Below are 22,522 nucleotides of genomic sequence, written 5' to 3' on the forward strand. Positions count from 1 at the left end.
CTCTTTTTATTGGCGTTGCCCAGCAGGGTGCGTGCGTGCCGGCGGCCCTACTTCTGTGGGAAGCAGGTGCGGTACATGTAGCCGTTCAGAGTTTTCCCCTCCTTGGTCACGCGGGCCTTCACAAAGTAGGCATCCACGGTATCCATCACCTGTACTTCCATCCCGGAGCCCACCACCGCCAGCTGGGCCGACTGCTTGGTCATACCATCGTAGAGGGGGCAGTCGACCACGGTGGTAAAGGTCACTGGACCTTGGGTGGTGCGCTTGCCGGCTGATTCATCTTTAGCAGCGCTGCAGGAAGCTAGCAGGGCCAGGGTTATTGCGTAAAGTAGTCTGTTCATAGGAGGGATTTGGGCGGGGAAGATAGAGTTATTTCAAGGCCCTAAGGAATTTTACCCGATTTTTTTCTCGCCATATACTCGTCATGCCTACTTCCCGGGAACGTTGCCCTACTCCCGGACGTTAAGTTAGCAGACCAGAAAAGCGGCATTTTTATATCTTCCGGCAAGATTTTCCGTTATTCCCGGGTCGTTCCACTCACGCTTTTTCTCTTCCATATGAAACGCTTCACCCGCTTCCTCGCCCGGCCAGCTGCTTTTGCTGCCGTGGCCCTTTCCCTTCTGTTGGGGGTTACCAGCTGCGCTTCCACTTCCCATGTGGGCGTCACGTCCGATTTCGACCACTCCGTTAATTTCCGCGCCTACAAAACCTGGGCCTGGTATCCGCAACAGCAGACCGACACTGAAGGCGGTCCGGCCAGAGGCTACGAGTCTTTTCTCGATAAGCGCATGCGCGCAGCGGTAGAAGCCGAAATGACCCGCAAGGGTCTCACGCAGGTCGACAAAAACCCTGATGTATTCGTGGCCTACAGCGCCAAGGTTGAAGACAAGCAGCGCGTCAATGGCGGCTACTCTCCCTTCGGCTACCCCTACTACGGGTACGGCTACGGCTACAACCGCGGGCTGAACCAGGTATCGGAGTACAAGGAAGGCACCGTCATCATCGACTTCGTGGATGCCAAGCGCAAGGAGCTGGCTTGGCGCGGTATGGGCGAGGCCCAGGTAAACAACCAGACGATTTCGGAGCCTGAAGTGTACCGTATCGTTGGCAGTGTGCTGGGCTCTTACCCGCCCGGCGCCAAGCAAGCCACCCGCTAGGCCCGGTACGGCCACAAAAAAAGAGCCTCTCCGTAATCGGAGAGGCTCTTTTTTTGTGGCCTTCAGGTTGATCAGATGGGCACATTGACGTGCCGCTCGGCGTGGTAGGAGCTGCGCACCAGCGGGCCGCTTTCCACGTATTTCAGCCCCCGGCGCAGGCCCTCCTCGCGGTAGTGGGCAAACAGGTCGGGGTGGATGAACTCGGCAACTTCCAGGTGGCGCTTGGTCGGCTGCAGGTACTGGCCCAGGGTCAGAATGTCGAGGCCATTGGCAACGAGGTCATCCATGGCCTGATACATTTCGTCTTGGGTTTCGCCCAGGCCCAGCATGATGCCCGACTTGGTGCGCTTGCCGGCATCCTTGGTGCGCCGGATCTGCTCCAGGCTCCGGTCATACTTGCCCTGGGGCCGCACCAGGCGGTAAAGGCTGCCTACGGTTTCGATGTTGTGCGATACCACTTCCTGGCCGCCCGAAATCATAGTGTCCAGCGCGGCCCAGTTGGCCTTCACGTCCGGAATCAGCGTTTCGATGGTTGTCGTCGGGCTCAGCTGCTTGATCAGCACGACCGTTTCGTGCCAGATGCTGGCCCCCCGATCCTTGAGCTCGTCGCGGTTGACGGAGGTGATGACGGCGTGCTTGACGCTCATCAGCTGGATGGCTTCGGCCACCCGGCGCGGCTCATCCGTGTCGTACTCGGTGGGGCGGCCGGTGGCCACGGCGCAGAACGAGCAGGAGCGGGTGCAGATGTTACCCAGAATCATGAACGTGGCCGTGCCGGCACCCCAGCACTCGCCCATGTTCGGGCAGTTGCCGCTTTCGCAGATGGTGTGCAGCTTGTGCTCATCCACCAGCCGGCGGACTTTGGCGTACTCCGGACCCACGGGCAGTTTCACGCGCAGCCAGTCGGGCTTACGCGGCTTGGCTGGAGCCGCTGGGGCGGCCGCTTGGGGTTGAATAATCGGAAGGGTCAGCAACAGTTCGTCCATGCTGCAAAGGTAGTGAGTAGGAGTCGGTACTGGGTAGTCAGTATTGCCTAGTAAGACAACCACGCGGGAAATTTGTTCCCCGCAAACCCGCGCGGCCACCGCTCCTTGCCCGGAGTGCCGCCACCCGAATTAGCGGTAGCAAGGCAGACTGAGGCAGCGGCGCTAGCTGCGGTGTCCCAGGTAGATGGTGAGGTAGACCGAGGGAAAAAACTTGTTGTTGAGCTGTTTGTCGCTGCTCACGGGCGTTTTCAGAATCGTCAGCTCCTTGGGATACACTTCCACCAGGAAGCCCGTTTCTATTCCGGCTACTGCATCTTTGTAGCGGCCGTACTCGAAGCTGAGAGCCCCGCGCAGGTGAGCTCCCAGCTTGGGCTCGGTTTGGCTGATACCCGAAAACAGCGGTGCCCGGTCCACAATAAATTCCTCCTTGGTATGCTTGGCCGGGTCGTACTGCTCAGCGCGGATATCCTGGGGCGGCAGCGGCCGGTTGGCGCCGTCGCGGGCCGTATAATCGTAGTAGATGTAGTAGGGCATCAGCAGCCCGATGGAAGGGCCGGCCCCAAGTCGGGCATTTACCTGCACCCCGGAGTCGGGAGCCTTACGAAACACCACCCGCTCGATGCCGACCGAAGGGCGCAGCACAAACAGGTAGTTGGCCTTGGCGTTGGTGTAAATGCCGCCGGTGGAGCTGGGTCGACGCTGCTCCTTGGGGTGCTTTACTTCCACGCCCTCAATACTCCAGAAGCGGGACCATTTCTCGTCCAGCACCCGCGCCGAGCGTACCGAAACGCCGCCTATCAGCCCCCCGCGGGTGTTGAAGTTGACGCCGTAGGTGAACTCCTTGCGGTAGGAAGGCTCGTCGGAGGAACTTACGCTCTGGCTCCGGGCGCCAGATACAGCTCCCAGCGTACCGAGCAGGAAGCAGCCGAAGGTAAATATGTTGCGCACGGGAGACGAGCTAGGTAAGAAAAGATGAGAGTGCAGGTCAGGAAGCGGCCAGGCTGCCGCCTCATCTAAAGTACGTATTTTCTGCCGGGGCAAACACCCTAATTGTGAGGCCGGTGACGCAGCAGGCGCCCTGTAGCTTAGCAAACCAAATGCATTTCGGCTCCACTTTGCCCTGCCCTGGCAAACCCCGCCCGGCAGGTCTTAATCTGAACCCGGAAATCCGGCAGCGGGTTCAGCTCTTTTCGAGTGATCAGGCAAGCCGAATGCTGACCAGAATGGGGCCTGTCGGCTGCCCGATAGCCGGCTCCGGACCTGGAAGGGTTATACCAGTGCTCCTTTTACGTCGCTGAGGCGGATGCCCATGTGGGAGGCATCGTAGCGGCACTCGCCGTTCTGAATCAGCAGCAGCTGCGGCGACTGGTGCTGGACGCCGAACTTGTCGGCTATTTCGGCCGAGATGGGGCGGAAGCGCAGCAGATCGAGGTAGTAGATTTTCACGTCGGCCAGGTTGGCTTCGGACCACTGGCGTTCCAGCTTGCTTTTGGCCGCCGCGCTGATGGAGCAGGTAGTGCTGTGCTTGAAAATCAGGATAGGCTGCTCATGCGACTCCTGTACGATATCGGTAAGCTGCTCGGCTTGGGTGAGGGGTTGCCAGGGGGTACTCATGGGTGGTAGCGCGTTATTCGGTGGCGGGTTTCTTTTTCTTACCAGCAGGACGCAAACCAAGGCTAATTGGTTCTTTCACGTAAGCCGCGCCGGTGTGGTCGAACCTATAACTGTTGCGCCCGTCATTGGGTTGCGCCACGACCGGACTGGAACCCGTTTTCAGCTCTTCTTTCGATACCGCCAGGTGCGTTTCCTTGTACTCCGCTTTGTACTTGCGGGCATCGCGCAGGGCCCGGCGGTTTTCGGACCGCTGAACGGCCTGGTTGGAGTATTCCGTTTGGGCGCAGGCCGAAGCGGCGGTGAGGGTCAGCAGCAGGACCGATAGCAGGAATACGCGCATAGCAGCGGGGATAAAACGGTGGGAAGACAAGAGCAGAGCAGCAATAGGACGCTGGGGCTGGCAGCCGGCAGATCCGGTTATACGCAACTCCAAGCAATTGGTACTTATTGAGTTAAAAGGGCAGTGGAATACCCAGCAAGCTTCGCTGCCCAACCTTGTGCTTGAGCCGCCGGCGCTTGTATTTGGGCTTTTTCAGCATGTCGTGCCGGTCGTAGCTATTCTTCATCGGCTTGGCTTCGGTGGCCCCGGCCGCGCTGCGGCCGTCGGCCGACTCATCCGCCGGTTTAGCCGCCCTGCTGGCTTTGCGCACCTTCGGCTGCGGCGGGCCGGTTGGGTTGGGAATCCGGTAGGGATGGCAGGTTACGGACAGCAGACAGCTTAGCAGCAGCAGCCCCAGTACCCGCCTCAGACCCCGAAAAACAAAGACAATCATAAAGCAGCAGGAGTCGGAGCGAAGCGTAGTGGTCAGCCCGCAAGATACATAGCGTTCCGGACTCCGGCATTTTTGGCTGCCGGAGTCCGGGTTCGGCCTAGTAGGCCATGAGCTTTTCCACCCGCTCACGCAGGCGCTGGACCGGCAGAAACTGCTTTTCCAGCGGGGGCGCAAACGGAATGGCAGTATCCAGGGAAGCTACGCGCTGCACCGGGCCGTCGAGGTGCTCGAAGCAGTGCTCGGCAATCCAGGCCGCAATTTCGCCGCCGAGGCCGCCGGTGAGCGTGTCTTCATGAAACAGGATAACGCGGCCGGTTTTCTTGACCGTGGCCCGCACGGCTTCTTCGTCCCAGGGCAGCAGGGTGCGCAGGTCCAGAATGTCGCAGCTCAGGCTCAGCTCCTCGGCCAGCTGGGTGGCCCAGTGCACGCCCATGCCGTAGGTGATGATGCTCATTTCCGTGCCTTCCCGTACCAGCGCGGCCTTACCGATGGGCGTGGTGTAGTAGGCATCCGGCACCGGCCCGCTGATGCTGCGGTAGAGCATCTTGTGCTCGAAGTACATAACCGGGTTGGGGTCTTCGATAGCGGCATTGAGCAGGCCCTTCGCGTCGTGCGGGTTGCTCGGAAACACCACTTTCAGGCCCGGCGTGTGGGTAAACCAGGCCTCATTGCTCTGGGAGTGAAACGGCCCGGCCGCCGAGCCGGCGCCGGTGGGCATGCGCACCACCACGTCGGCGTTCTGTCCCCAGCGGTAGTGGCTTTTGGCCAGATTGTTCACGATCTGGTTGAAGCCGCAGGTCACGAAGTCGGCAAACTGCATTTCCATCATGGCCTTTTTGCCCTTGATGCTCAGTCCCAGCGCCGCCCCCACGATGGCCGACTCGCACAGGGGCGTGTTGCGCACCCGCTCCTTGCCAAACTGGGCCACGAAGCCGTCGGTAATCTTGAACACGCCGCCGTAGTCGGCAATATCCTGGCCCATGAGCACCAGCTCGGGATACTTTTCCATGCTCTGGCGCAGGGCATCCGAAATGGCGTCGATGTAGCGCTTGTCGGTGCTGGTGCCGTCGGCGGGCGGGTCCTGCACCGGCGCCGCGAAAGGGCGGTACATATCGGCCACCTCTTCCTCCAGGTGGGCAGTGGGCATGGGCACGGCGTCGGCTACCTTCAGCCCTTCCTCGATTTCGCGCTTGATGGTTTCGCGGAAGCGCATGCGGGCTTCCTCATCCAGGATGCCTTCGGCCAGCAGCCACTTTTCGTAGGTTGAAACCGGGTCTTTCTGGGCCCACTCCTCAAACAGCTCCTGGGGCACGTACTTGGTGCCGCTGGCTTCTTCGTGGCCCCGCATCCGGAAGGTGAGGGCTTCGAGCAGCACGGGGCGCGGGTTCTGGCGCAGATCCTCGGCCAGGCGGCGCACGGTGTCGTACACTTCCAGCACGTTGTTGCCGTCGACCTGCACGGCTTCCATGCCATAGGCCGGGCCTTTGTCGATGAAGTACTTGAAGCGAAACTGCTCCTGGCTGGGGGTGCTCAGGCCGTAGCCGTTGTTTTCGATGATGAAGATGACCGGCAGCTGCCACACGGCGGCCACGTTCAGGGCCTCGTGGAAGTCGCCTTCGGAAGCGCCACCGTCGCCGCTGTAGGTTACCGTAATGGCCGGCTTCTTATCCAGCACGTCGGCCAGGGCAATGCCGTCGGCCACGGCCAGCTGGGGACCCAGGTGGCTGATCATGCCCACGATGTGGTGCTCGTTGGTGCCGAAGTGGAAGCTTCGGTCGCGGCCCTTGGTGAAGCCGGTGGTCTTGCCCTGCCACTGCGCAAAGAGGCGATCCAGGGGCACGTTGCGGCCCGTAAACACGCCCAGGTTGCGGTGCAGGGGCAGAATGTACTCGTCCGGGTGCAGGGCCAGGGTGCTGCCCACCGATATGGCTTCCTGCCCGATGCCCGAAAACCACTTGCTCACCTTGCCCTGCCGCAGCAGAATCAGCATCTTTTCCTCAATAAGGCGGGGCTTGAGCAGGCCCTGGTAGAGGTGGAGCAGTACGTCGTTGGAGTAATCCTTACGGTCGAAGTTCATACGGAGGGAGAGGGTGGGTGTAGCGGGCCAAAAGTACGGGTTTGGGCCGAAGGGCCAGTGCCAACTTCCATAAGGGCTGCCTGCGCCCCGGCTAAGACCATTTCGGTCTTAGCTAACGCCGAAAGGGTCTTAGGTATCACCAAAACAGGCTTAGCTAAGCCTGTTTTGGTGATACCTAAGACCCAGACAGGCTTAGCGAACCCCAAAAAAGCCTTAGCCAGGACCGAAACGGTCTTCGCTAAGGCTGTTTGCGTGTTAGCTAAGGCCGGGCGCTACGCCGGCTTGCTGCCGCCGCCCTTGCGGGCCCCGGGCCGGGCGTAGTAGGCGTTGATCTGCTGGCGCAGCTCGCCCAGGTCGGTGGTTTCGCCCTTGTCCTTCTCAATGTCCTCGTGGATGTTGTTGACCTGGAAGAACACGTCGGAGCCGAGCACGTTGAGGGCGTTGTCGAGGCGGGTCAGCTCGGTACCCAGGTGGTTGCGCAGGGCAACCAGGGCGCGGTAGCTGGCTACTTTGGTGCGCAATTGCTCCGCGTCGGTGGTCTTGCGCAGCACGTCGGGGGCCTGCTCGGCGGCCTGCAGGACTAGGTCGGCCAGGGGCAGCCGCTCGGGCGAGATGGTGGCCGACGTCAGCAGGCTTTCGGGCTGCTGGGGCACGAAGGCCAGCTTGCCCTGCAGGGCTTTGATGGCCGCGCGGGCCGCCGTCAGGTCGGCCTCGGTGATGGGGGCGGTGAAATTGTTTCCTTTCGGCATGGTAAGAAGGGGTAAATGGTGGATACGGCAACGTGCAATAGGGCAGGGTAAGAATGCGGGTAGCGTAGGGCTGAGGGCTGGGCCACAGCTGCATATAGGTATTAATATTCTGCTGCAAATCCGCTGGTTAGGGTAAAATTATTCTTCCGGCGCGGGGCCGTGTGCAATACCGGCGGCCCGGGCATCTATCTTCGACACCGGTGCTGACTTATCCTTATGCGTACCCTGCTACCTGCTAGCTTCCTCTTATTGAGTTCCACGGCCGTTCAGGCCCAGCAAACTGATAAACTAGCTGCCCGCCGACCAGAGCTTGTTCTGGCAGCTCCCGACAGCCTGCCGGCTATGCCTGTCATGGGTGGTTTTCGTTGTGGAGTGCGCGGGGTAACCATTGCAACGGTTTAGTCGTGGTTACCACTCCCCACCATCCAGCCCATCCTCACCCGCGTGGCCGGGGTGCAGGTGACGCCCTACTCCGGGGCGCCGGGGGCCTGGGCCACGGTGCGCATCCGCGGGGTAGCCAACGTGACGGGCAACAGCCAGCCTCTCTACGTAGTCGACGACGTGCCCGTGTACAACCTCGACGTGACCCCGGAAAACTGGAGCGGCACCTACGGCTTCTCCAGCGGCGGCAACCAGTACTACCGCCCCACCCCTACTCCCTTCGCCCCCGGCAGCAACCCCCTGCTCGACCTGCCGGTGGAAGACGTGGCGAGCATCACGGTGCTCAAGGGCGCCGCAGCCACCGCCCGCTACGGCATGCAGGGCACCAACGGCGTTATCCGCATCGTTACCCGCACCGGCGACACGGGCAGCTCACTACCCCAGCCCCTGCGGGTAAACTACGCCGGCTGGGCCGGGGTGCAGCAGGTGCGTCAGCGCTACGACCTGCTCAACGCCCGCCAGTACGCCGATCTGGTCAACGTAACGGCCCGCAACGACGGCCGCCCCGCTCCTTACCCTGCCGCCGAGCTGGCCACTCTGGGCGCCACCGACTGGCAGGACCAGGCCTTCCGCACCGCGGGCCTGCAGAGCCACAACCTGAGCGTGAGCGGGGCCACCACCCGCACCCGCTACTACGCCGCCGCCGACTACCTCCAGCAGGCCGGCGTGCTCCTCAACTCCGGCCTGAGCCGCTACAGCCTGCGCACCAACGTGGAGCAGCAGCTCACCGCCAGGCTGAGCGTGGGCCTGAAAGCCTCGGGCAGCCAGCTCGACCAGCGCCAGCCCGGCTTCGACCCCGACGCCGGCCCGGCGCTGACCAACCTGCTGCTGGCCCCGCCCGCCACACCCGCCCGGGACTCCTTCGGCAACCTGATAACGGCAGACCCGCTGCTGCCGCTCCGGGAGCAGTACCACGCGCCCCGCACGCGCCGTCTGCTGGCCCAGCTCCACGCCGCCTACCAGCTCAGCCCCGACCTGACGCTGCGGGTGCGCGGCAGCCACGAGCGCGCTGCTACCGACGACGACTACCACCGCCCCGACAACGTGGGCATGGGCTACCGCTCCACGTTCCAGGAAGCCTCCACCACCGACGTGACCAGCTGGGTAGCTGCCGCCGACCTGCGCTACCATCGCACCCTGGCCGAAAACCACGCGCTGACCGCCGACCTGAGCTACCTGCGCCAGCAGTACGAGCGGGAGCTGACCAACGAGCAGACATCGACCCTCACCGGCTCCGGCCAGGCGCCGGTTGGCACGGGCACCAGCCGGTCTACGTTCATGACGCGGGTGAAAAGTGTTGCGGCGCACAGCCCTACCGCCCAGCTGGGCTACACCTACCGCAGCCGCTACGAAGTCCAGGCCTCCCTGCGCACCGACTTCGCTCTGGGCCACGACGGGTTTGAGGGGGAGTACTACTGGTTTCCGGGCGCCGCCCTGCGCTGGCACCTGGACCAGGAAGCTTTCCTGCAGAACGCCACGGGCCTGACCCAGCTGACCCTGGAGGCCGGAGCGGGCCGCACCAGCAGCTACTTCAGCCCCGACCGCACCACCCACCTCGACGCCGGGCTGCGCCTGGGGCTGCTGGGCGGCCGGCTGACGCTGGATGCGGCCGTGTACCAGCGTAGCACCCGGCAGGCCCAGGCCTTGCTTTCGGTGCTGGTGCCCGGCTCGGGTAGCCCCGTTTTCATACCCTACGCGCTCAACATGGAACTGCTCAACCGGGGCATGGAGCTGACGCTGGGCAGCACCTGGCAGGCGGGGGCGCTGGTGGGAACCAGCACCCTGGCTTTGGCCAACAACCAGAACCAGGTAACGGACTTCCGCGACGACCAGGGCAACCCCGTCCCCTTTGCTTCGGGGCTGGAAAAAGGCCACAGCATCAGTCGGTTCCAGGTGCTGGCCCAAAACGGCACTTATTCGGCTTCGTCGGCGCAGGCCGGGCAGCGCCGGTTCCGCGACGTGAATGGCGACGGCCGGGGCGACTACTCCGACAGCTACTACCAGGGCACCGGCCTGCCGCGCTACACCCTCAATTTCAGTCAGCACCTCATGCTCAGGCGCTGGCAGCTCGATGCGCAGCTCGACGGTCTGTTCGGCTACCAGATTCTGAACTCCACTCTGGTTGCTCGCGACGCTCCTCACGGCTATACCAACAGCTCTACCCGCGCCCTCGACTACTGGACGCCCGACCACCAGAGTACGTCCATTCCGCGGCCTGCCGCCGCCAACTATCAGACTATCAATTTGCCCGACGCCCAGGATCTGGCCAGCGGCAACCACGTGCGCCTGAGTCAGCTCAGCCTCAGCTACGAGGTGCTGAACACCGATACGCGCAAAGTGAGCGTGTGGGTAGGCGGGCAAAACCTGTTTGTCAGCGGGGCCTACCGGGGCTACGACCCCAACGTGAGCAGTGGCGGGGCCGCCCCCCTGCGGGCCGGGCACGATGCCGGCGTGTATCCCGTGGCGCGCGTGTGGCAGCTGGGCGTACGGGGGCAGTTCTAAACCAGTAGTATACCTTTAGCCCGAACCTGTCACCCGTTTCGTAGGTTAGTACCCTTGCGTACCCACCCTTCCGGCTTCTCCCTCCGCTATGATTCAATTCGAAGAATTCACCCTTGCCAACGGCCTGCGCTGCATCGTGCACGAAGACCATACCACGCCGGTGGCCGTCGTAAACGTGCTCTACAACGTGGGCTCCCGCGACGAGGATGCCGGCCACACCGGCTTCGCCCACTTGTTTGAGCACCTCATGTTCTCGGGCTCGGTCAACATTCCGAACTACGACGAGCCGCTGCAGTACGTGGGCGGCGAGAACAATGCCTTTACCTCGCCCGACATCACCAACTACTACCTCACGCTGCCCGCCAACAACGTCGAAACCGGCTTCTGGCTCGAGTCGGACCGGATGCTGGGCTTGGCCTTCTCCGAAAACGGCCTCGAAGTGCAGCGCAAAGTGGTGGTGGAAGAATTCAAGCAGAACTACCTCAACCAGCCCTACGGCGACGTGTGGCTGAAGCTGCGCCCCCTGGCCTACCAGCAGCACCCCTACCAGTGGCCTACCATCGGCAAGGAAATCGGCCACATCGAAAACGCCGTGATGGACGACGTGCGCGCTTTCTTCCAGAAGCACTACTCGCCCGCCAACGCTATTCTGGTGCTGGCCGGCGACATCACCCGGGCCGAAGCCCAGCGGCTGGCCGAAAAATGGTTTGGTCCCATCCCCGGCGGCCAGCCCTACCACCGCAGCCTGCCGGCCGAGCCCCGGCAAACGGCCCCCCGCCACCTCGACGTGACGGCCGACGTGCCCGTGAATGCGCTGTATAAAGTGTACCACATGCCCGGCCGCCAGGATGAGTCGTACTACGCCACCGACCTGCTCAGCGACGTGCTGGGCCGTGGCAAGTCGTCGCGCCTCTACCAGCGCCTGGTGAAGGAGCAGCCCTTGTTCAACTCCATTTCCGCATCCTGCACCGGCTCGTTTGAGCCCGGCCTGCTCGTAATCAGCGGGCGGCTGAACGCGGATGTGACTATGGAAGAAGCCGATGCGGCCATCGAAGCCGTGCTGGCCGAGCTGCGTACCGCGGAAGTGGAGCCGCTCGAGCTGGAAAAAGTAAAAAATCAGGCCGAGGTCAGCATCGTGTTCGGCGAAATCGAGCTCCTGAACCGCGCTATGAATCTGGCTTTCAGCAAGCTGCTGGGCGGCGCCAATCTGGTAAACCAAGAAAGCGCGAAGGTTCAGGCCGTGACGCCGGCTACCGTTCAGGCGGCGGCCCAGGAAGTGCTGCGCCCCAGTAACTGCAGCACGCTCTACTACCGGGCGGCTGTGCCCGCTACCGCCGGCCAGCTTACCGAAGTAGAAGCAGAGGCCTAAAGTACCCATCCCCACAAAAAGGCCCGAACGGTTATCGTTCGGGCCTTTTTGTGGGGTCATCTTGCGGTAAGCTTACCAGCCGCTGCCACCCGAACCCCAGCCGTCGCTGGCGGCTTTCTTGGCGGGAGCTTTCTTGGCTGCCGGAGCAACGGCCTTCTTAGTAGTCGAGGCACCGGAAGATTTTTTGGATGCCGAGGCATTTACCATTGCCTCAGCCGGAGCCGGCGTTGGCTCTACCGCTACTGGCTCGGGAGCTGGCATGGGCATGGGTGCCGCTACCGGAACAGCCTCGCGCACATTGCGGCGCACGTAGGGAGTGAGAGGACGGCCACGATAGTCGGTGTTGACGCGACGCGAAGGCGCTGCAGTAAAGCCGGGCGCAATGGAAAAGCCTTCCGTCTGCGGAGCCTGAGCATCTACGGCACGGCCGGCAGCCGGGGCCGCAAAGCCGTCGTTGGCCGGGGCAGGAGCAGCCGGTTCTGCCACGGGGGCAGGTTGAGTGGCAGCCGCTGGCTTCACCGATTTCTTACTGTTCTGCTGGGCCAAAGCCGCCGGAGCGCTCAACACAGTAACCAACAGCAGGCTTGAAAAAGCGGAACGTAACATAACGTATGGACGAAGGGTGAGGGTGAAAAACCAGGTCAGAGAACTTGGATACACAAATCTAGGGCGCTTTGTGCCCGAACGGCAAAAAAAGATCGGGCCTGCCCATGAAAATGGGTCATTGCGTGAGCTGCACGCCCCTTATTTTCTTCCCCTGACCGGGCGAGCAGCCGGCTTTCTCGCCGGGGTGGGGGCGGTCTGGCCGGAGGTGAGCGTCGAGTTGGCCGACGCCGGCTTCGGCGCTTTCTTTTTCAGGGGACGCCCCATGTAGTCGGTAGTAGGCGGGCTGGGCATGTTGATCCGCATGCCGGGAGCCAGGCGCATATCTTCCTCATTGCGCCGGCCGGTTCGGTCGTAGCGGGAGTAGGCGCCGGAACGAGCCCGGTTGGGCTTCGCTCTGGAAGTGCGCTGCTGGCCCTGGGCACTGTATTCGGTCAGCAGGCCAAAGCCCAGCACCAGCAAAAGCATGGAACAGCGGTACCACATGCGTGAAGGAGTTACCAGTTTGCGAGACAACACTTTTACCCGCATACGCAGTACCGCCCAAAGCGGATGTTTACCATTCCGGCACTTCGGCCGTAGCTACCGGCGCTTCCGTAGCCACGCGGGCAACCAGGGCTTTTTTAGCCTTTTTCTTCAGCGGCCGGCCGTGGTAGTCGGTGCTCACGCCGCGGTAGGGCGCCGTGTTCATGCCCGGGGCCAGCATCACGCCGGAGGAGCGCATGGCCGGGTCTTCCTCCTGCGTGGCCTCATCGACGGGCGCGGCGGCTACCGCTTTCTTGGCGGGCTTGTTGAGCGGCCGGCCGTGGTAGTCGGTGCTCACGCCGCGGTAGGGTGCCGTGTTCATGCCCGGCGCTATCATCACCCCGGAGGAGCGCATGGCCGGGTCATCGTTTGGTGCGGGCGCCGGCGGGGCCGGGGCGGCGACAGCGGCGGGCTCACTGGCTGGGGTAGCCCACAGGGCATCGTCATCGACCGAGGTAGCCCAGCTAGCGGCGGAAGTGGGCTTGGGTGCCACCGCAACTTTTTTCTTCAGGGCTTTGGCCGTGCGGGCTTTCCTGCGGCCCGGGCCATCGGCAGCCTGGGAAGTAGCAGGGGCGCTGAGTAAGGCAGCAATCAGGAAGGCGGGCAGCAGGAAGCGTTTCATAAGGCGGGAAGACGATAGAAGGAGGAGAAACGAAAGCAGCCCACGGACGGCTGCGGTGGCACTGAGCCAGGCAGGTGGCGCCCCGTGCCCAGTCTTGTCTGCCGTTGTTGGAAGGGGCTTTTGCAGCAATCGTACCAATATTCAAAAGCTGCCCGTGGAGGCTGTGGCCAGCTTTTTTTAAGTACCGGCGGGTTTCGACCGGAAGCGTACCTTTGCAGCATGCAGGATCAAATCAACCGCCTCCGCGCCGAAATTGACGCGTACGACCTCACCGCCCCTGAGCAGCTGGAACAGTTCCGTTTGGCCTTCACCGGCCGCAAGGGCCAGCTGGCCGACTTATTCGACCAGCTCAAATCGGTTGCGCCCGAGCAGCGCCGGAGCGTGGGCCAGGAGCTGAACCAGCTGAAGCAGGCTGCCCTGGAGCGTTTTGAGCAGCGTCGGCAGGAGCTGGAGGCAGCTACCCAGAATGCCCCGGCCGATCCGACGTTTGATTATACGCTGCCCGCCGTACCCAATGCGCTGGGCACCCGCCACCCGCTGAGTCTGGTGCGCGAGGAAATGGTGCGCATCTTTTCCCGCATCGGCTTCAACGTGTCGGAAGGCCCCGAAATCGAGGACGACTGGCATAACTTCACGGCCCTCAACTTCCCCGAAAACCACCCGGCCCGGGATATGCAGGACACGTTCTTCGTGACCCGCGACGCGGCCAACCCCACAAACGACTTTTTGCTGCGCACCCACACCAGCACCGTGCAGGTGCGCGTGATGGAGTCGCAAAAGCCCCCGATTCGCAGCATCATGCCCGGCCGGGTGTACCGCAACGAGGCTATTTCGGCCCGCGCCCACATGATGTTTCACCAGGTGGAAGGCATCTTCATCGACGAAGGCGTGAGCTTTGCCGATTTGAAGCAGACGGTCTATTATTTCGTTCAGGAAATGTTTGGCGCCGATATTCAGATCCGCTTCCGCCCCTCCTTCTTCCCCTTCACCGAGCCCAGCGCCGAAATTGACATCACCTGCCTGATCTGCAAAGGCGTGGGGTGCAATATCTGCAAGCAGACGGGCTGGGTCGAAATCGGGGGCTGCGGCATGGTCGATCCGAATGTGCTGACGCAGTCGGGTATCGATCCGGAAGTATATTCCGGCTACGCCTGGGGCATGGGCATTGAGCGCATCACCATGTTGAAATATCAGATCAAGGATCTGCGTTTGTTCACCGAAAACGACCAGCGCTTTTTGCGGCAGTTTGAGGGAGCTTAATCGGCCGCAGGTTAGTTATGGCTTTCCTAGCTTCCCGGTTGAGGATGCGTTCGTTCCGCGTTACACCTGCTTTTTCTATGACGATGCTTTCAACTTTGCGGGCCGTAGCAGTGCTGTTCGCGTTGGCCTCCCAACTGGCGTTAGCTAGCTGCGGGTCCAGCGGCCCTGACAATGCCCCCCAGATTCCGCTCACCTCCTTCAGCACGCCCATTAACCTGACCAATCAGGAATATGCCGAGCTGCGGCGCGACAATGGCTCGGCCTACGTGAAGGGCGGCGTGCGCGGCCTGATTGTGGTGCGCCAGAACTCCAGCACCTACCACGCTTTCGAGCGAAACTGCCCTTACCGCGCCAACGACACCTGTGCCCGCGTCAAGATTGATCCGTCGCTCCTTTTCTTAAAAGACGCCTGCTGCGGGTCCCAGTTTGACCTGCAGGGCCGCGTGCAGGGCGGCCCCACGGTTTTGCCGCTGCGCCAATACAGCACTTCGCTTTCAGGTAGTATCCTGACAATCACGAACTAGACGAGTAAGCAAATATTTTTTTCAGGACATTGCTTGCACAGCTTTTCATTATGACCTAATATTGCACCCGCAACGATAGATAATCGTGGCCATAACCGCTTCCTTAGCTCAGCCGGTTAGAGCATCTGACTGTTAATCAGAGGGTCCCTGGTTCGAGCCCAGGAGGGAGCGCTACGATCGAAAAAGCCCGCTGGATACCCAGCGGGCTTTTTCGTTTTTGGGCCCAGCCACAAATACCCCGTGGCAGGCGAAAGAAGCAGACTCAACCTTTTTGGGCAAGGGCAAGTATCACCTGAATATTCATTCTCAGGAATTTCTCCTTTCCACCCTTTGGTCCCTCCCCGCCATGACTCGCTTTCAACCGTTTTTCGCCCTTTGCCTCATCCTGCTCACGTTCACGCTCAGCAGTTGCGAACTAGCCGGAGATATTTTCAAAGCCGGTGCCTGGTCGGCCGTAATCGGCATTTTCCTGGTGGTGCTGCTGGTTGGCTTCATTATCCGCAAGATGCGGGGCTAACGTATTTTGCCAGTCAGAGAAAGCAGCAGGCGGCCCCGCAAGGAGTCGCCTGCTGCTCTTTATGCTCATGGAAACTTCTGGTGCTACTGCTCTACCACCCCAGCGTTGGCGGGCCAGTGGGAGTGATAGGTTTTACCAGGTAAACTTAGCCCGGCTGAGCGCTTGGGTTGAGCACCATCCGCTGGGGTGGTAAAGCAGTAGCTTACTGCATAGCTCCGGCAAGGCTGGTCCAGAGTTCGAAGCTGGCGGAGCCCGTTAGCTTCAGGTTGCCAAAGCGGCCCCCGCTCATTATTTGCTTAGCAGGGCCCGCGTTGCTGTACTTCACCACGCTGTGCTGCCTGCTGCGCCCGAAGCCAAGCAGCCCTCCACTCTCTCGCTTTGCAGGGAGGAACCGGAGGCTACGTCTACCGCGCCGAAAATTGTTTCATCCGCGTCTCACAAGTAATCGGGTCTGAACTTCCCGATTTGCCGTTGGTTGCACCCTTCCCTGTCCAACAAAAAAGCCTGGCTCGTTGAGTCAGGCTTTTTTGTTGGACAGGGAAGGGTGCTTAACCTTTGGCGTTCTTCTCGGGCATAGTCCCAATGATATGGTCCCAGAGGGTGCTGGATACGCCGAAAGCAATTTCATCCTGCCGGTAATGGTGCTGGGCATGATGATGCCACCATACTTTCAGAAAGTTCTTCGGTGGCGAGTACATGTGAATGGCATAGTGCACAAACAGGTACAGGGCATACCCGAACGTGAAGCCGGCCAGTACGCCAAAGACATTGCTGCCAAAGGTGAAGCGGAAGACGAAAAACAGCAGGGAGGCTACGAATACCGTGATGATAGGCGGCATGGCCAGCCGCGTCTCGTCTTTGGGAAACTCGTGGTGCACGCCGTGCATGGTGTACTGAAACTTGACCCGCCCGGGCGTGGTAGCCGGAATGTGGTAGAGGTAGCGGTGCATGGCATACTCCGCGAACGAAAACAGGAACCAGCCCGCCAGAAACAGCCCGAAAGCCGAAGCCCCGCTGATAAAGCCGTTGGAGAAGCCGTAGTACAGGCTCACCAGAGCCGTGAGCAGAAAGATGGAAACCGGCAGCGCAATGTGCGTGTGGGACAGGCGTTCCAGCACGGGATTCTTAAACAACACCGCCGAGCCCTTGTGCTTGGGCTTGACCGCGGCCGGCGCTTTGACCGGGGTTGGTTGCAGATCGGGGGCTGGAGCAGCAGGAGCGGAATTCATAGGAATGAGCAAGCTGATTATGACGTAAAAGTACGCAGCACCGCGCAAATGCTGCGCCAAGACCGGCCGGCCAGCCTATCAGGCGCTGGCCTGGTAGGTGGCAAGCAGATGCTGCACGGCTTCCACGGTGCAGGTCGGGGCAGCACACCGCAACGGCGCACGGTCGTAAAACCGCTGACGATAGGCTAAGGTTTCACTGAGCCGGGCTTCCAGTGCGGCGGCATCGGGCAGCCGGGCCAACAGGGGCCGGGCGGCGGCCGCGTGCTGCAGGCGCCGCACCAGCTCGGGCACGGGCACGGCCAGATACAGCGTCAGGCCGGTTTCGAGCAGCAGCTCCAGGTTGTTGTGGAAGCAGGGCGTACCGCCGCCGGTAGCCAGTACCAGCCGGGGCTGCTGGGCCAGCAGCACCCGCAGCACCTCGGCTTCGCGCCGCCGAAAGTACTCTTCGCCGTCGGCCTGAAATACGTCGGCTACGCTGCGCCCTTCCGAGCGCACAATTTCCTCATCCAGGTCGCGGAAGGGCAGCTCGAAGGCCGTAGCCAGGGCGCGGCCCAGGGTCGTTTTGCCGGCCCCGGGCATGCCGATAAGGTGAAGACGCATGGGTTGAAGCACTGGTTAGAAGAGAAGCGGGTTGGCGGAGTGGCGGGATGGCGGCGCGGCTACTTACGGTGGGGGCCGATGATCGGACTGCCCGCACCGGCTTGGCACCGCGGCCAAAGACTACCCCAGCTTCACCCGCGGGTCCAGCAGGGCGTACAGCAGGTCCACGGCAATGTTGACGACCACAAACAGGAAGGCAATGAAGATGGTGGCGCCCATCACGATGGGAAAATCCAGGTTCTGCACGGCCTGCAGCGTCACGGTGCCCAGGCCCTTCCAGTTGAAGATGTACTCGATGAAAAACGCTCCCGCCATCAGCGAAGCCAGCCAGCCCGATACGGCCGTAATAACCGGGTTCAGCGCGTTTTTCAGCGCGTGGCCCAGCACCGTCTGGTAGCCGGACAGCCCCTTGGCCCGGGCCGTGCGGATGTAGTCCTGGCTGAGCACGTCGAGCATGGAGCTGCGGGTAAGCTGGGTGATGACGGCCAGCGGCCGGATGCCCAGGGCGAAGGCGGGCAGCACGAGGTTGCGCAGCACGAGGTGGCGGCCGGTGAAGGGGTCGGTTTCGTAGAGCTGCCCGGTGAGGTTGAGGCCGGTCCAGTGGCTCCAGTAGAAGCCGAACGTCATGGCTATGAGGATACCGGCCACGAACGAGGGCACCGAAATGCCCAGCACCGACGTGGTAATCAGGGTGCGGTCCAGCCAGGAATGGGGCTGCAGCGCGGCCACTACCCCGAACAGAATGCCCAGCGCCGCGGCCAGCAGCATGGCGGCCAGCGCCAGCCACAGCGTGCCGGTAAAATGGTCGAGCAGAATACTGAGCACGTCCTTGTTGCTCTGGAAAGAGCGGCGCAGGTAGGGCGTTTTCAGCACCACGGCTTTGTCGCCCAGCGGCAGCAGGGCCACGCCGCCGTATTTGGCCACCCCGGCCGAGTCGCGCGGGTGCAGGCCCAGCGGCGACACGTCGTTGAGGTAGCTGGCCAGCTGCACGGGCAGGGGCTGGTCGAGGCCCAGGTCGGCGGCGATGGCGGCGCGGGTGGCGGCATCGGAGCGTTGGCCGGCCAGCAGCGCCACCGGGTCGCCGGGCAGCACGGCAAACAGGAAGAACACGGTGAGGGCCACGCCCAGCAGCACCAGGATTCCTTCCCCCAGCCGCCGCAACAGAAAAGAAAGCATGGATTAGGGGCTTGGGGTCTTGGTTTTTGTTCTGCTGAAGCGGTGGTGGAAAGCTGATTCGGGGTTGCCACTTAGGCAAGGCTCCATTTATCGGCATCAACCCAAGTCCCTGGGTCCCCAACTACCTGTTATAGCAGCTCTTCGAGCTTGCCGCGGGTGGGGATGTCGTGGTAGTGGAACTTGCCTTTCACCACGCCTTCCTGCAACAGGATAAAGCCCGGATTCGAGCGAATCATGGACTTGAGCACGGTGGCATCGGCGTAGTAGAAGGGCGCCGACAGGTTCACGTCGTGGCGGAAGGCGTCGAAGTCGGCGGGGCTGCTGCTGGTGATGATAAGCGGCGTAATCTTCTTGCTCGACGAGTCGGCCGACAGCATCAGCTGGTTGATCTGCAGAAACCGGTCCCGGTCGGCCTTGTCGGTGCTCTGGATGATGAGGATCAGCTTGTTGCCCGTCAGCAGCTTCGCGGTGTAGTCGCCGGCGTCGTTCCAGACCCGGAAATCGGTGATTTTGGGGCCGGCATCGGGATTCAGGCTCACCATCTGCTTGTACTTCCAGGTGGTGTCGGTCGGGTACTCGGTAAATTCCTTGGTTTCCCCGTTGCGCTCCATGATGTACTGGTAGCGCATGGGCTCCGAGGCCTTCATCAGCTGGCCGATGTTGTTGCCGACTTTGTAGGGCAGAAAGTCGAAGTAGGGCAGGTGGCCCAGGGCCCGCACGCCGATGCCGATGGCAATGGCTGAGGCCATGGTCATGTACATCACGCCCAGCTGCCCGGTGGCAAACACCCGGCGCAGGTAGCGGAAGTTGAAGAACACCACAGCCCACAGGCCCAGCAGGAACAGGTCCTTGGCAAACGAGGCCCAGGGCGTGAGCTTGATGAAGTCGCCGAAGCAGCCGCAGTCGGTGACCTTGTTGAAGGCGGCCGAGTAGAAGGTGAGGAAGCCGAAGAAAATCAGCAGCCCCAGCAGCACCTTCAGCGTGTTGCGCAGGTGCCAGCGCAGCAGCACGGCCACGCCCAGCACCACCTCCAGCGAGCTGAGCACGATGGATATGGAGCGGGTACTGCCTTTGAACACCAGAAAGAACCGGCCGAAATCCTCGGCAAATACGTCGAAGTATTCCTCCAGCTTCAGCGCCGTCCCGACGGGGTCGTTGAGCTTGATCAGGCCGGAGAAGATGAAAATAGCGCCGAGCAGCACCCAGCAGATACGGGTAATCAGTTTCATTTTGGGGTCTTAGGGGCTTAGGGTCTTGGGGACTTGGATGTTCGCTATGCGGTGCTACTGCCACCCGCCACTGCTTACGAACACAAGGGTACGAGGAGCCGAAGGTAATCAGCCGAAAGCCAAGACCCTAAGCCCCCAAGTCCCCAAGCCCCTTTTTGATCAGCACAAAGACGGCATAATTCAGCATATCCCGGTAGTTGGCTTCCACGCCTTCCGACACGCGGGTGTGGCCGGCCAGGTCTTCAATCTGCTTGGTACGGTGCAGCTTCATCAGGATGATGTCGGTGATGCTGGCCACCCGCATCTGCCGCCAGGCTTCGCCGTAGTCGTGGTTTTTGGCAAACAGCAGGCGGCGGTTTTCCGCCACCTGCTCGTCGTAGGCGCGGGCCACGTCGTCGGCGGCCAGGTCGAGCGGCGCGTCATCGGGCAGGCGCAGCTGCATCAGGGCAATCAGGCAGTAGTTGATGATGGCCACAAATTCCTCATCCACGCCGTCGGCCACCAGCTGCCGGCCCTTCTCCTGGATGGAGCGGATGCGCTGGGCCTTGATGTAAATCTGGTCGGTGATGCTGGGCAGGCGCATAATGCGCCAGGCCGTGCCGTAGTCGTGGGCTTTGGCCAGAAACAGGGTCCGGCACTGCCCGATTACCTGGTCGTACTCGTGCTGGGTTTGGTTACTCAAGATTTTCGGCCTATTTTGTTGAAGAACGAAGTTATTGGCAGATCCTGTCCGGCGGGCTCCCGCCTGCCTGCCGGGCTGAACGAGGCTGTTGCCCGCCCGCCCAGGGTGCCGCTGCGCGCCGCCTACCGCCGAAATAAACGCCCAAAACCATGCTCCAGGCCGCGAAAGATACGTGTTTTTCCCCGAGGCAAACCCTGCGCTGCCCGGGCGGACGCGTGCTGGATCTGCGCCGGCCGCAGGTGATGGGCATCCTGAATCTGACCCCCGATTCGTTTTACGCCGCCAGCCGCGTGGGCGCCGTTGCCGACCAGTCGGACCTGCTGCGCCGCGCCGAAGCCATGCTCACGGCCGGCGCCGCCGTGCTCGACCTGGGCGGCTACTCCTCCCGCCCCGGGGCCGAGCACATTTCCGAAGCTGAGGAAAAGCAGCGCCTGCTGCCGGCCGTGGAAGCCGTGCGCCGCGCCTTTCCCGAGGCGTTTTTGTCCGTCGACACCTTTCGCAGCGGCGTGGCCGCTGCCGCCGTGGCCGCGGGCGCCGACATTCTCAACGACATCAGCGGCGGGGAGCTGGATGCCGACATGTTTGCCACCGCCGGCCGCCTGCAGGTGCCCTACGTGCTGATGCACATGCGCGGCACGCCCCAGACCATGAGTACGCTCACCGACTACCCCGACGGCCTGCTGCTGGACCTGACCCGCTACTTCCGCGACAAGCTGGCCGCCCTGCGCGCCGTCGGCGTGGCCGACGTGGTGCTGGACCCCGGCTTCGGCTTCGCCAAAACCGCCGCCCAGAACCACGAGCTGCTGGGCCGCCTGCGCGAGCTGCACTTATTCGGGCTGCCCATGCTGGCGGGCCTCTCGCGCAAGTCTATGCTGTATAAACCGTTAGGGCTGACGCCGGAAGCGGGGCTGCCCGGCACCGTGGCCGTGAATACCATGGCCCTGCTAAACGGCGTTAGTCTGCTGCGCGTACACGACGTGTCCGAGGCCGTGCAAACCATCCAGCTTGTGACCAACACCTTTAGTCCCTCTTCTTCGTGACCACCTCCTTCAGCATCGGCTTCCTGCGCATTGGCTGGATCGACGTCGTGGACGTGGTGCTGGTCACGGTGCTGTTTTATCAGCTTTATAAGCTGCTGACGGGAAGCGTGGCGCTGAAGGTTTTTCTGGGCCTCATGTCGGTGTACCTGCTCTACCTGGTGGTGAAGGCTGCCGGCATGGAGCTGCTCACCAGCATCCTGGGGCAGTTTATGAGTGTGGGCGTGCTGGCCAGCATCATTCTGTTTCAGCAGGAAATCCGGCGCTTCCTGCTCACCATTGGCAAGGCCACGGCTTTCGACCGGATGCTGAACTTCCCCTGGCGGCGCGAGGAGCCCGCCGAGCGCCTGAACGTGACGCCCTTCGTGGAAGCGGCCAAAAGCCTGGCCGGCAAGAATACCGGGGCGCTGATTGCCTTCCAGCTGGCGTCCGACCTGAAGTTCTTCGCCGACTCCGGCGACCTGATCGACGCCACCGTGAGCAAGCGCCTGCTGCTGTCCATCTTCAACAAAACCAGCCCCCTGCACGACGGCGCCGTCATCATTGCCGACAACCGCCTCCGGGCTGCCCGCTGCATTCTGCCCGTGAGCGAAAACCCCGACGTGCCCGCCTCCCTGGGCCTGCGCCACCGCGCTGCCATCGGCCTGACCGAGGTCAGCGACGCGGTGGTGCTGGTGGTGAGCGAGGAAACCGGCCAGATTTCGCTGGTCCGCGGCGGCGAGGTATTCCGCAACCTCTCGTCGTCGGACCTGCGCACCCGCCTCACCGAGTTCCTGTTCGATCTGCCGCTCAAGGCGGCCACCAATACCAAAACGGCGGAAGTAGTGGCGTAAAGGGGCCTGCCGTTCGA

The 22,522-nt window shown here is 62.1% G+C and carries 24 protein-coding genes and 1 tRNA gene; 9 read left to right on the forward strand and 16 right to left on the reverse strand.

Annotation, left to right across the window (positions count from 1 at the left end):
* Positions 1–47: 47 nt before the first annotated feature.
* Entirely contained in the window at positions 48–341 is a 294-nt protein-coding gene (locus ABD842_RS01340) for a hypothetical protein (RefSeq protein WP_345108951.1), read from the reverse strand.
* Positions 342–557: 216 nt separating this feature from the next.
* Between ABD842_RS01340 and ABD842_RS01345 the strand changes: the two genes are divergently transcribed.
* Positions 558–1,157 carry a DUF4136 domain-containing protein gene (locus ABD842_RS01345; protein ID WP_345108953.1) on the forward strand — a complete coding sequence of 200 codons (600 nt, stop codon included), beginning with the start codon at positions 558–560 and terminating at the stop codon, positions 1,155–1,157.
* A gap of 71 nt (positions 1,158–1,228) precedes the next feature.
* Here the strand turns inward: ABD842_RS01345 and lipA are convergent, their stop codons facing one another.
* The 7 genes from lipA to ABD842_RS01380 form a co-directional block, all read right to left on the reverse strand.
* Positions 1,229–2,131 (reverse strand): lipoyl synthase, encoded by a 903-nt coding sequence (lipA, locus tag ABD842_RS01350; RefSeq protein WP_425553130.1) that lies wholly within the window; start codon positions 2,129–2,131, stop codon positions 1,229–1,231.
* Positions 2,132–2,305: 174 nt separating this feature from the next.
* The gene (locus ABD842_RS01355) at positions 2,306–3,091 is read right to left on the reverse strand and encodes a hypothetical protein (RefSeq protein WP_345108958.1); all 786 of its coding nucleotides are present in this window, start codon (positions 3,089–3,091) and stop codon (positions 2,306–2,308) included.
* Between the two features lie 321 nt (positions 3,092–3,412).
* Positions 3,413–3,757, reverse strand: a complete 345-nt coding sequence (ytxJ, locus tag ABD842_RS01360; RefSeq protein ID WP_345108961.1) for a bacillithiol system redox-active protein YtxJ — start codon at positions 3,755–3,757, stop codon at positions 3,413–3,415.
* A 13-nt stretch (positions 3,758–3,770) separates the two neighbouring features.
* On the reverse strand, positions 3,771–4,097 hold the full coding sequence (locus tag ABD842_RS01365) for a hypothetical protein (RefSeq protein ID WP_345108963.1): 327 nt from the start codon (positions 4,095–4,097) through the stop codon (positions 3,771–3,773).
* 112 nt (positions 4,098–4,209) lie between these two features.
* Positions 4,210–4,530 (reverse strand): hypothetical protein, encoded by a 321-nt coding sequence (locus tag ABD842_RS01370; RefSeq protein ID WP_345108966.1) that lies wholly within the window; start codon positions 4,528–4,530, stop codon positions 4,210–4,212.
* A 97-nt stretch (positions 4,531–4,627) separates the two neighbouring features.
* Positions 4,628–6,607, reverse strand: coding sequence for an alpha-ketoacid dehydrogenase subunit alpha/beta (locus tag ABD842_RS01375; RefSeq protein WP_345108969.1), 1,980 nt, complete (start codon positions 6,605–6,607; stop codon positions 4,628–4,630).
* A gap of 272 nt (positions 6,608–6,879) precedes the next feature.
* Positions 6,880–7,356 carry a hypothetical protein gene (locus ABD842_RS01380; protein ID WP_345108972.1) on the reverse strand — a complete coding sequence of 159 codons (477 nt, stop codon included), beginning with the start codon at positions 7,354–7,356 and terminating at the stop codon, positions 6,880–6,882.
* Positions 7,357–7,788: 432 nt separating this feature from the next.
* Between ABD842_RS01380 and ABD842_RS01385 the strand changes: the two genes are divergently transcribed.
* Positions 7,789–10,299, forward strand: coding sequence for a TonB-dependent receptor plug domain-containing protein (locus ABD842_RS01385; RefSeq protein WP_345109239.1), 2,511 nt, complete (start codon positions 7,789–7,791; stop codon positions 10,297–10,299).
* A gap of 88 nt (positions 10,300–10,387) precedes the next feature.
* A complete protein-coding gene (locus ABD842_RS01390) occupies positions 10,388–11,668 on the forward strand; it encodes a M16 family metallopeptidase (protein WP_345108975.1) in 1,281 nt (426 codons plus the stop codon).
* A 72-nt stretch (positions 11,669–11,740) separates the two neighbouring features.
* Here ABD842_RS01390 and ABD842_RS01395 read toward each other — a convergent pair whose 3' ends face one another.
* The 3 genes from ABD842_RS01395 to ABD842_RS01405 form a co-directional block, all read right to left on the reverse strand.
* Positions 11,741–12,154, reverse strand: coding sequence for a hypothetical protein (locus ABD842_RS01395; RefSeq protein ID WP_345108978.1), 414 nt, complete (start codon positions 12,152–12,154; stop codon positions 11,741–11,743).
* A 258-nt stretch (positions 12,155–12,412) separates the two neighbouring features.
* Positions 12,413–12,757, reverse strand: coding sequence for a hypothetical protein (locus tag ABD842_RS01400; RefSeq protein ID WP_345108981.1), 345 nt, complete (start codon positions 12,755–12,757; stop codon positions 12,413–12,415).
* Positions 12,758–12,827: 70 nt separating this feature from the next.
* Entirely contained in the window at positions 12,828–13,418 is a 591-nt protein-coding gene (locus ABD842_RS01405; protein WP_345108984.1) for a hypothetical protein, read from the reverse strand.
* A 219-nt stretch (positions 13,419–13,637) separates the two neighbouring features.
* Here ABD842_RS01405 and pheS point away from each other — a divergent pair, with 219 nt between their 5' ends.
* The 4 genes from pheS to ABD842_RS01425 all read left to right on the forward strand — a co-directional run bounded on the left by pheS (position 13,638) and on the right by ABD842_RS01425 (position 15,719).
* Complete coding sequence (pheS, locus tag ABD842_RS01410; protein WP_345108987.1) at positions 13,638–14,678, forward strand: phenylalanine--tRNA ligase subunit alpha; 1,041 nt, start codon at positions 13,638–13,640, stop codon at positions 14,676–14,678.
* A gap of 83 nt (positions 14,679–14,761) precedes the next feature.
* Positions 14,762–15,202, forward strand: a complete 441-nt coding sequence (locus tag ABD842_RS01415) for a Rieske (2Fe-2S) protein (protein WP_345108990.1) — start codon at positions 14,762–14,764, stop codon at positions 15,200–15,202.
* A gap of 97 nt (positions 15,203–15,299) precedes the next feature.
* Positions 15,300–15,373: transfer RNA gene (locus tag ABD842_RS01420), tRNA-Asn, on the forward strand.
* Between the two features lie 175 nt (positions 15,374–15,548).
* Positions 15,549–15,719 (forward strand): hypothetical protein, encoded by a 171-nt coding sequence (locus ABD842_RS01425; protein WP_345108992.1) that lies wholly within the window; start codon positions 15,549–15,551, stop codon positions 15,717–15,719.
* A 548-nt stretch (positions 15,720–16,267) separates the two neighbouring features.
* Here the strand turns inward: ABD842_RS01425 and ABD842_RS01430 are convergent.
* The 5 genes from ABD842_RS01430 to ABD842_RS01450 form a co-directional block, all read right to left on the reverse strand.
* Positions 16,268–16,948 (reverse strand): sterol desaturase family protein, encoded by a 681-nt coding sequence (locus ABD842_RS01430; RefSeq protein WP_345108995.1) that lies wholly within the window; start codon positions 16,946–16,948, stop codon positions 16,268–16,270.
* A 78-nt stretch (positions 16,949–17,026) separates the two neighbouring features.
* Positions 17,027–17,548, reverse strand: coding sequence for a shikimate kinase (locus tag ABD842_RS01435; protein WP_345108998.1), 522 nt, complete (start codon positions 17,546–17,548; stop codon positions 17,027–17,029).
* 120 nt (positions 17,549–17,668) lie between these two features.
* On the reverse strand, positions 17,669–18,724 hold the full coding sequence (locus ABD842_RS01440; protein ID WP_345109001.1) for an ABC transporter permease: 1,056 nt from the start codon (positions 18,722–18,724) through the stop codon (positions 17,669–17,671).
* A 128-nt stretch (positions 18,725–18,852) separates the two neighbouring features.
* A complete protein-coding gene (locus ABD842_RS01445; RefSeq protein ID WP_345109003.1) occupies positions 18,853–19,953 on the reverse strand; it encodes a BT_3928 family protein in 1,101 nt (366 codons plus the stop codon).
* A gap of 127 nt (positions 19,954–20,080) precedes the next feature.
* On the reverse strand, positions 20,081–20,635 hold the full coding sequence (locus ABD842_RS01450; protein ID WP_345109004.1) for a DUF1599 domain-containing protein: 555 nt from the start codon (positions 20,633–20,635) through the stop codon (positions 20,081–20,083).
* A 215-nt stretch (positions 20,636–20,850) separates the two neighbouring features.
* Here ABD842_RS01450 and folP point away from each other — a divergent pair, with 215 nt between their 5' ends.
* Both folP and cdaA read left to right on the forward strand, forming a co-directional pair.
* Positions 20,851–21,675, forward strand: a complete 825-nt coding sequence (gene folP / locus ABD842_RS01455; RefSeq protein ID WP_345109007.1) for a dihydropteroate synthase — start codon at positions 20,851–20,853, stop codon at positions 21,673–21,675.
* Entirely contained in the window at positions 21,672–22,505 is an 834-nt protein-coding gene (gene cdaA / locus ABD842_RS01460; protein WP_345109010.1) for a diadenylate cyclase CdaA, read from the forward strand. The genes folP and cdaA overlap by 4 nt, the downstream gene beginning before the upstream one ends.
* Positions 22,506–22,522 lie beyond the last annotated feature (17 nt).

This window comes from Hymenobacter algoricola (genome assembly GCF_039539525.1).
Lineage (GTDB): Bacteria > Bacteroidota > Bacteroidia > Cytophagales > Hymenobacteraceae > Hymenobacter > Hymenobacter algoricola.

Excerpts from the sequence above, each read along its gene's own strand:
- ABD842_RS01435 (WP_345108998.1), bottom strand. The coding sequence starts at position 17,548 with ATGCGTCTTCACCTTATCGGCATGCCCGGGGCCGGCAAAACGACCCTG.
- ABD842_RS01340 (WP_345108951.1), bottom strand. The coding sequence starts at position 341 with ATGAACAGACTACTTTACGCAATAACCCTGGCCCTGCTAGCTTCCTGC.
- ABD842_RS01400 (WP_345108981.1), bottom strand. The coding sequence starts at position 12,757 with ATGTGGTACCGCTGTTCCATGCTTTTGCTGGTGCTGGGCTTTGGCCTG.
- pheS (WP_345108987.1), top strand. The coding sequence starts at position 13,638 with ATGCAGGATCAAATCAACCGCCTCCGCGCCGAAATTGACGCGTACGAC.
- ABD842_RS01445 (WP_345109003.1), bottom strand. The coding sequence starts at position 19,953 with ATGAAACTGATTACCCGTATCTGCTGGGTGCTGCTCGGCGCTATTTTC.
- ABD842_RS01365 (WP_345108963.1), bottom strand. The coding sequence starts at position 4,097 with ATGCGCGTATTCCTGCTATCGGTCCTGCTGCTGACCCTCACCGCCGCT.
- ABD842_RS01425 (WP_345108992.1), top strand. The coding sequence starts at position 15,549 with ATGACTCGCTTTCAACCGTTTTTCGCCCTTTGCCTCATCCTGCTCACG.
- ABD842_RS01375 (WP_345108969.1), bottom strand. The coding sequence starts at position 6,607 with ATGAACTTCGACCGTAAGGATTACTCCAACGACGTACTGCTCCACCTC.
- ABD842_RS01430 (WP_345108995.1), bottom strand. The coding sequence starts at position 16,948 with ATGAATTCCGCTCCTGCTGCTCCAGCCCCCGATCTGCAACCAACCCCG.
- ABD842_RS01440 (WP_345109001.1), bottom strand. The coding sequence starts at position 18,724 with ATGCTTTCTTTTCTGTTGCGGCGGCTGGGGGAAGGAATCCTGGTGCTG.
- ABD842_RS01380 (WP_345108972.1), bottom strand. The coding sequence starts at position 7,356 with ATGCCGAAAGGAAACAATTTCACCGCCCCCATCACCGAGGCCGACCTG.
- ABD842_RS01415 (WP_345108990.1), top strand. The coding sequence starts at position 14,762 with ATGCTTTCAACTTTGCGGGCCGTAGCAGTGCTGTTCGCGTTGGCCTCC.
- ABD842_RS01390 (WP_345108975.1), top strand. The coding sequence starts at position 10,388 with ATGATTCAATTCGAAGAATTCACCCTTGCCAACGGCCTGCGCTGCATC.
- ytxJ (WP_345108961.1), bottom strand. The coding sequence starts at position 3,757 with ATGAGTACCCCCTGGCAACCCCTCACCCAAGCCGAGCAGCTTACCGAT.
- ABD842_RS01405 (WP_345108984.1), bottom strand. The coding sequence starts at position 13,418 with ATGAAACGCTTCCTGCTGCCCGCCTTCCTGATTGCTGCCTTACTCAGC.
- ABD842_RS01370 (WP_345108966.1), bottom strand. The coding sequence starts at position 4,530 with ATGATTGTCTTTGTTTTTCGGGGTCTGAGGCGGGTACTGGGGCTGCTG.
- ABD842_RS01345 (WP_345108953.1), top strand. The coding sequence starts at position 558 with ATGAAACGCTTCACCCGCTTCCTCGCCCGGCCAGCTGCTTTTGCTGCC.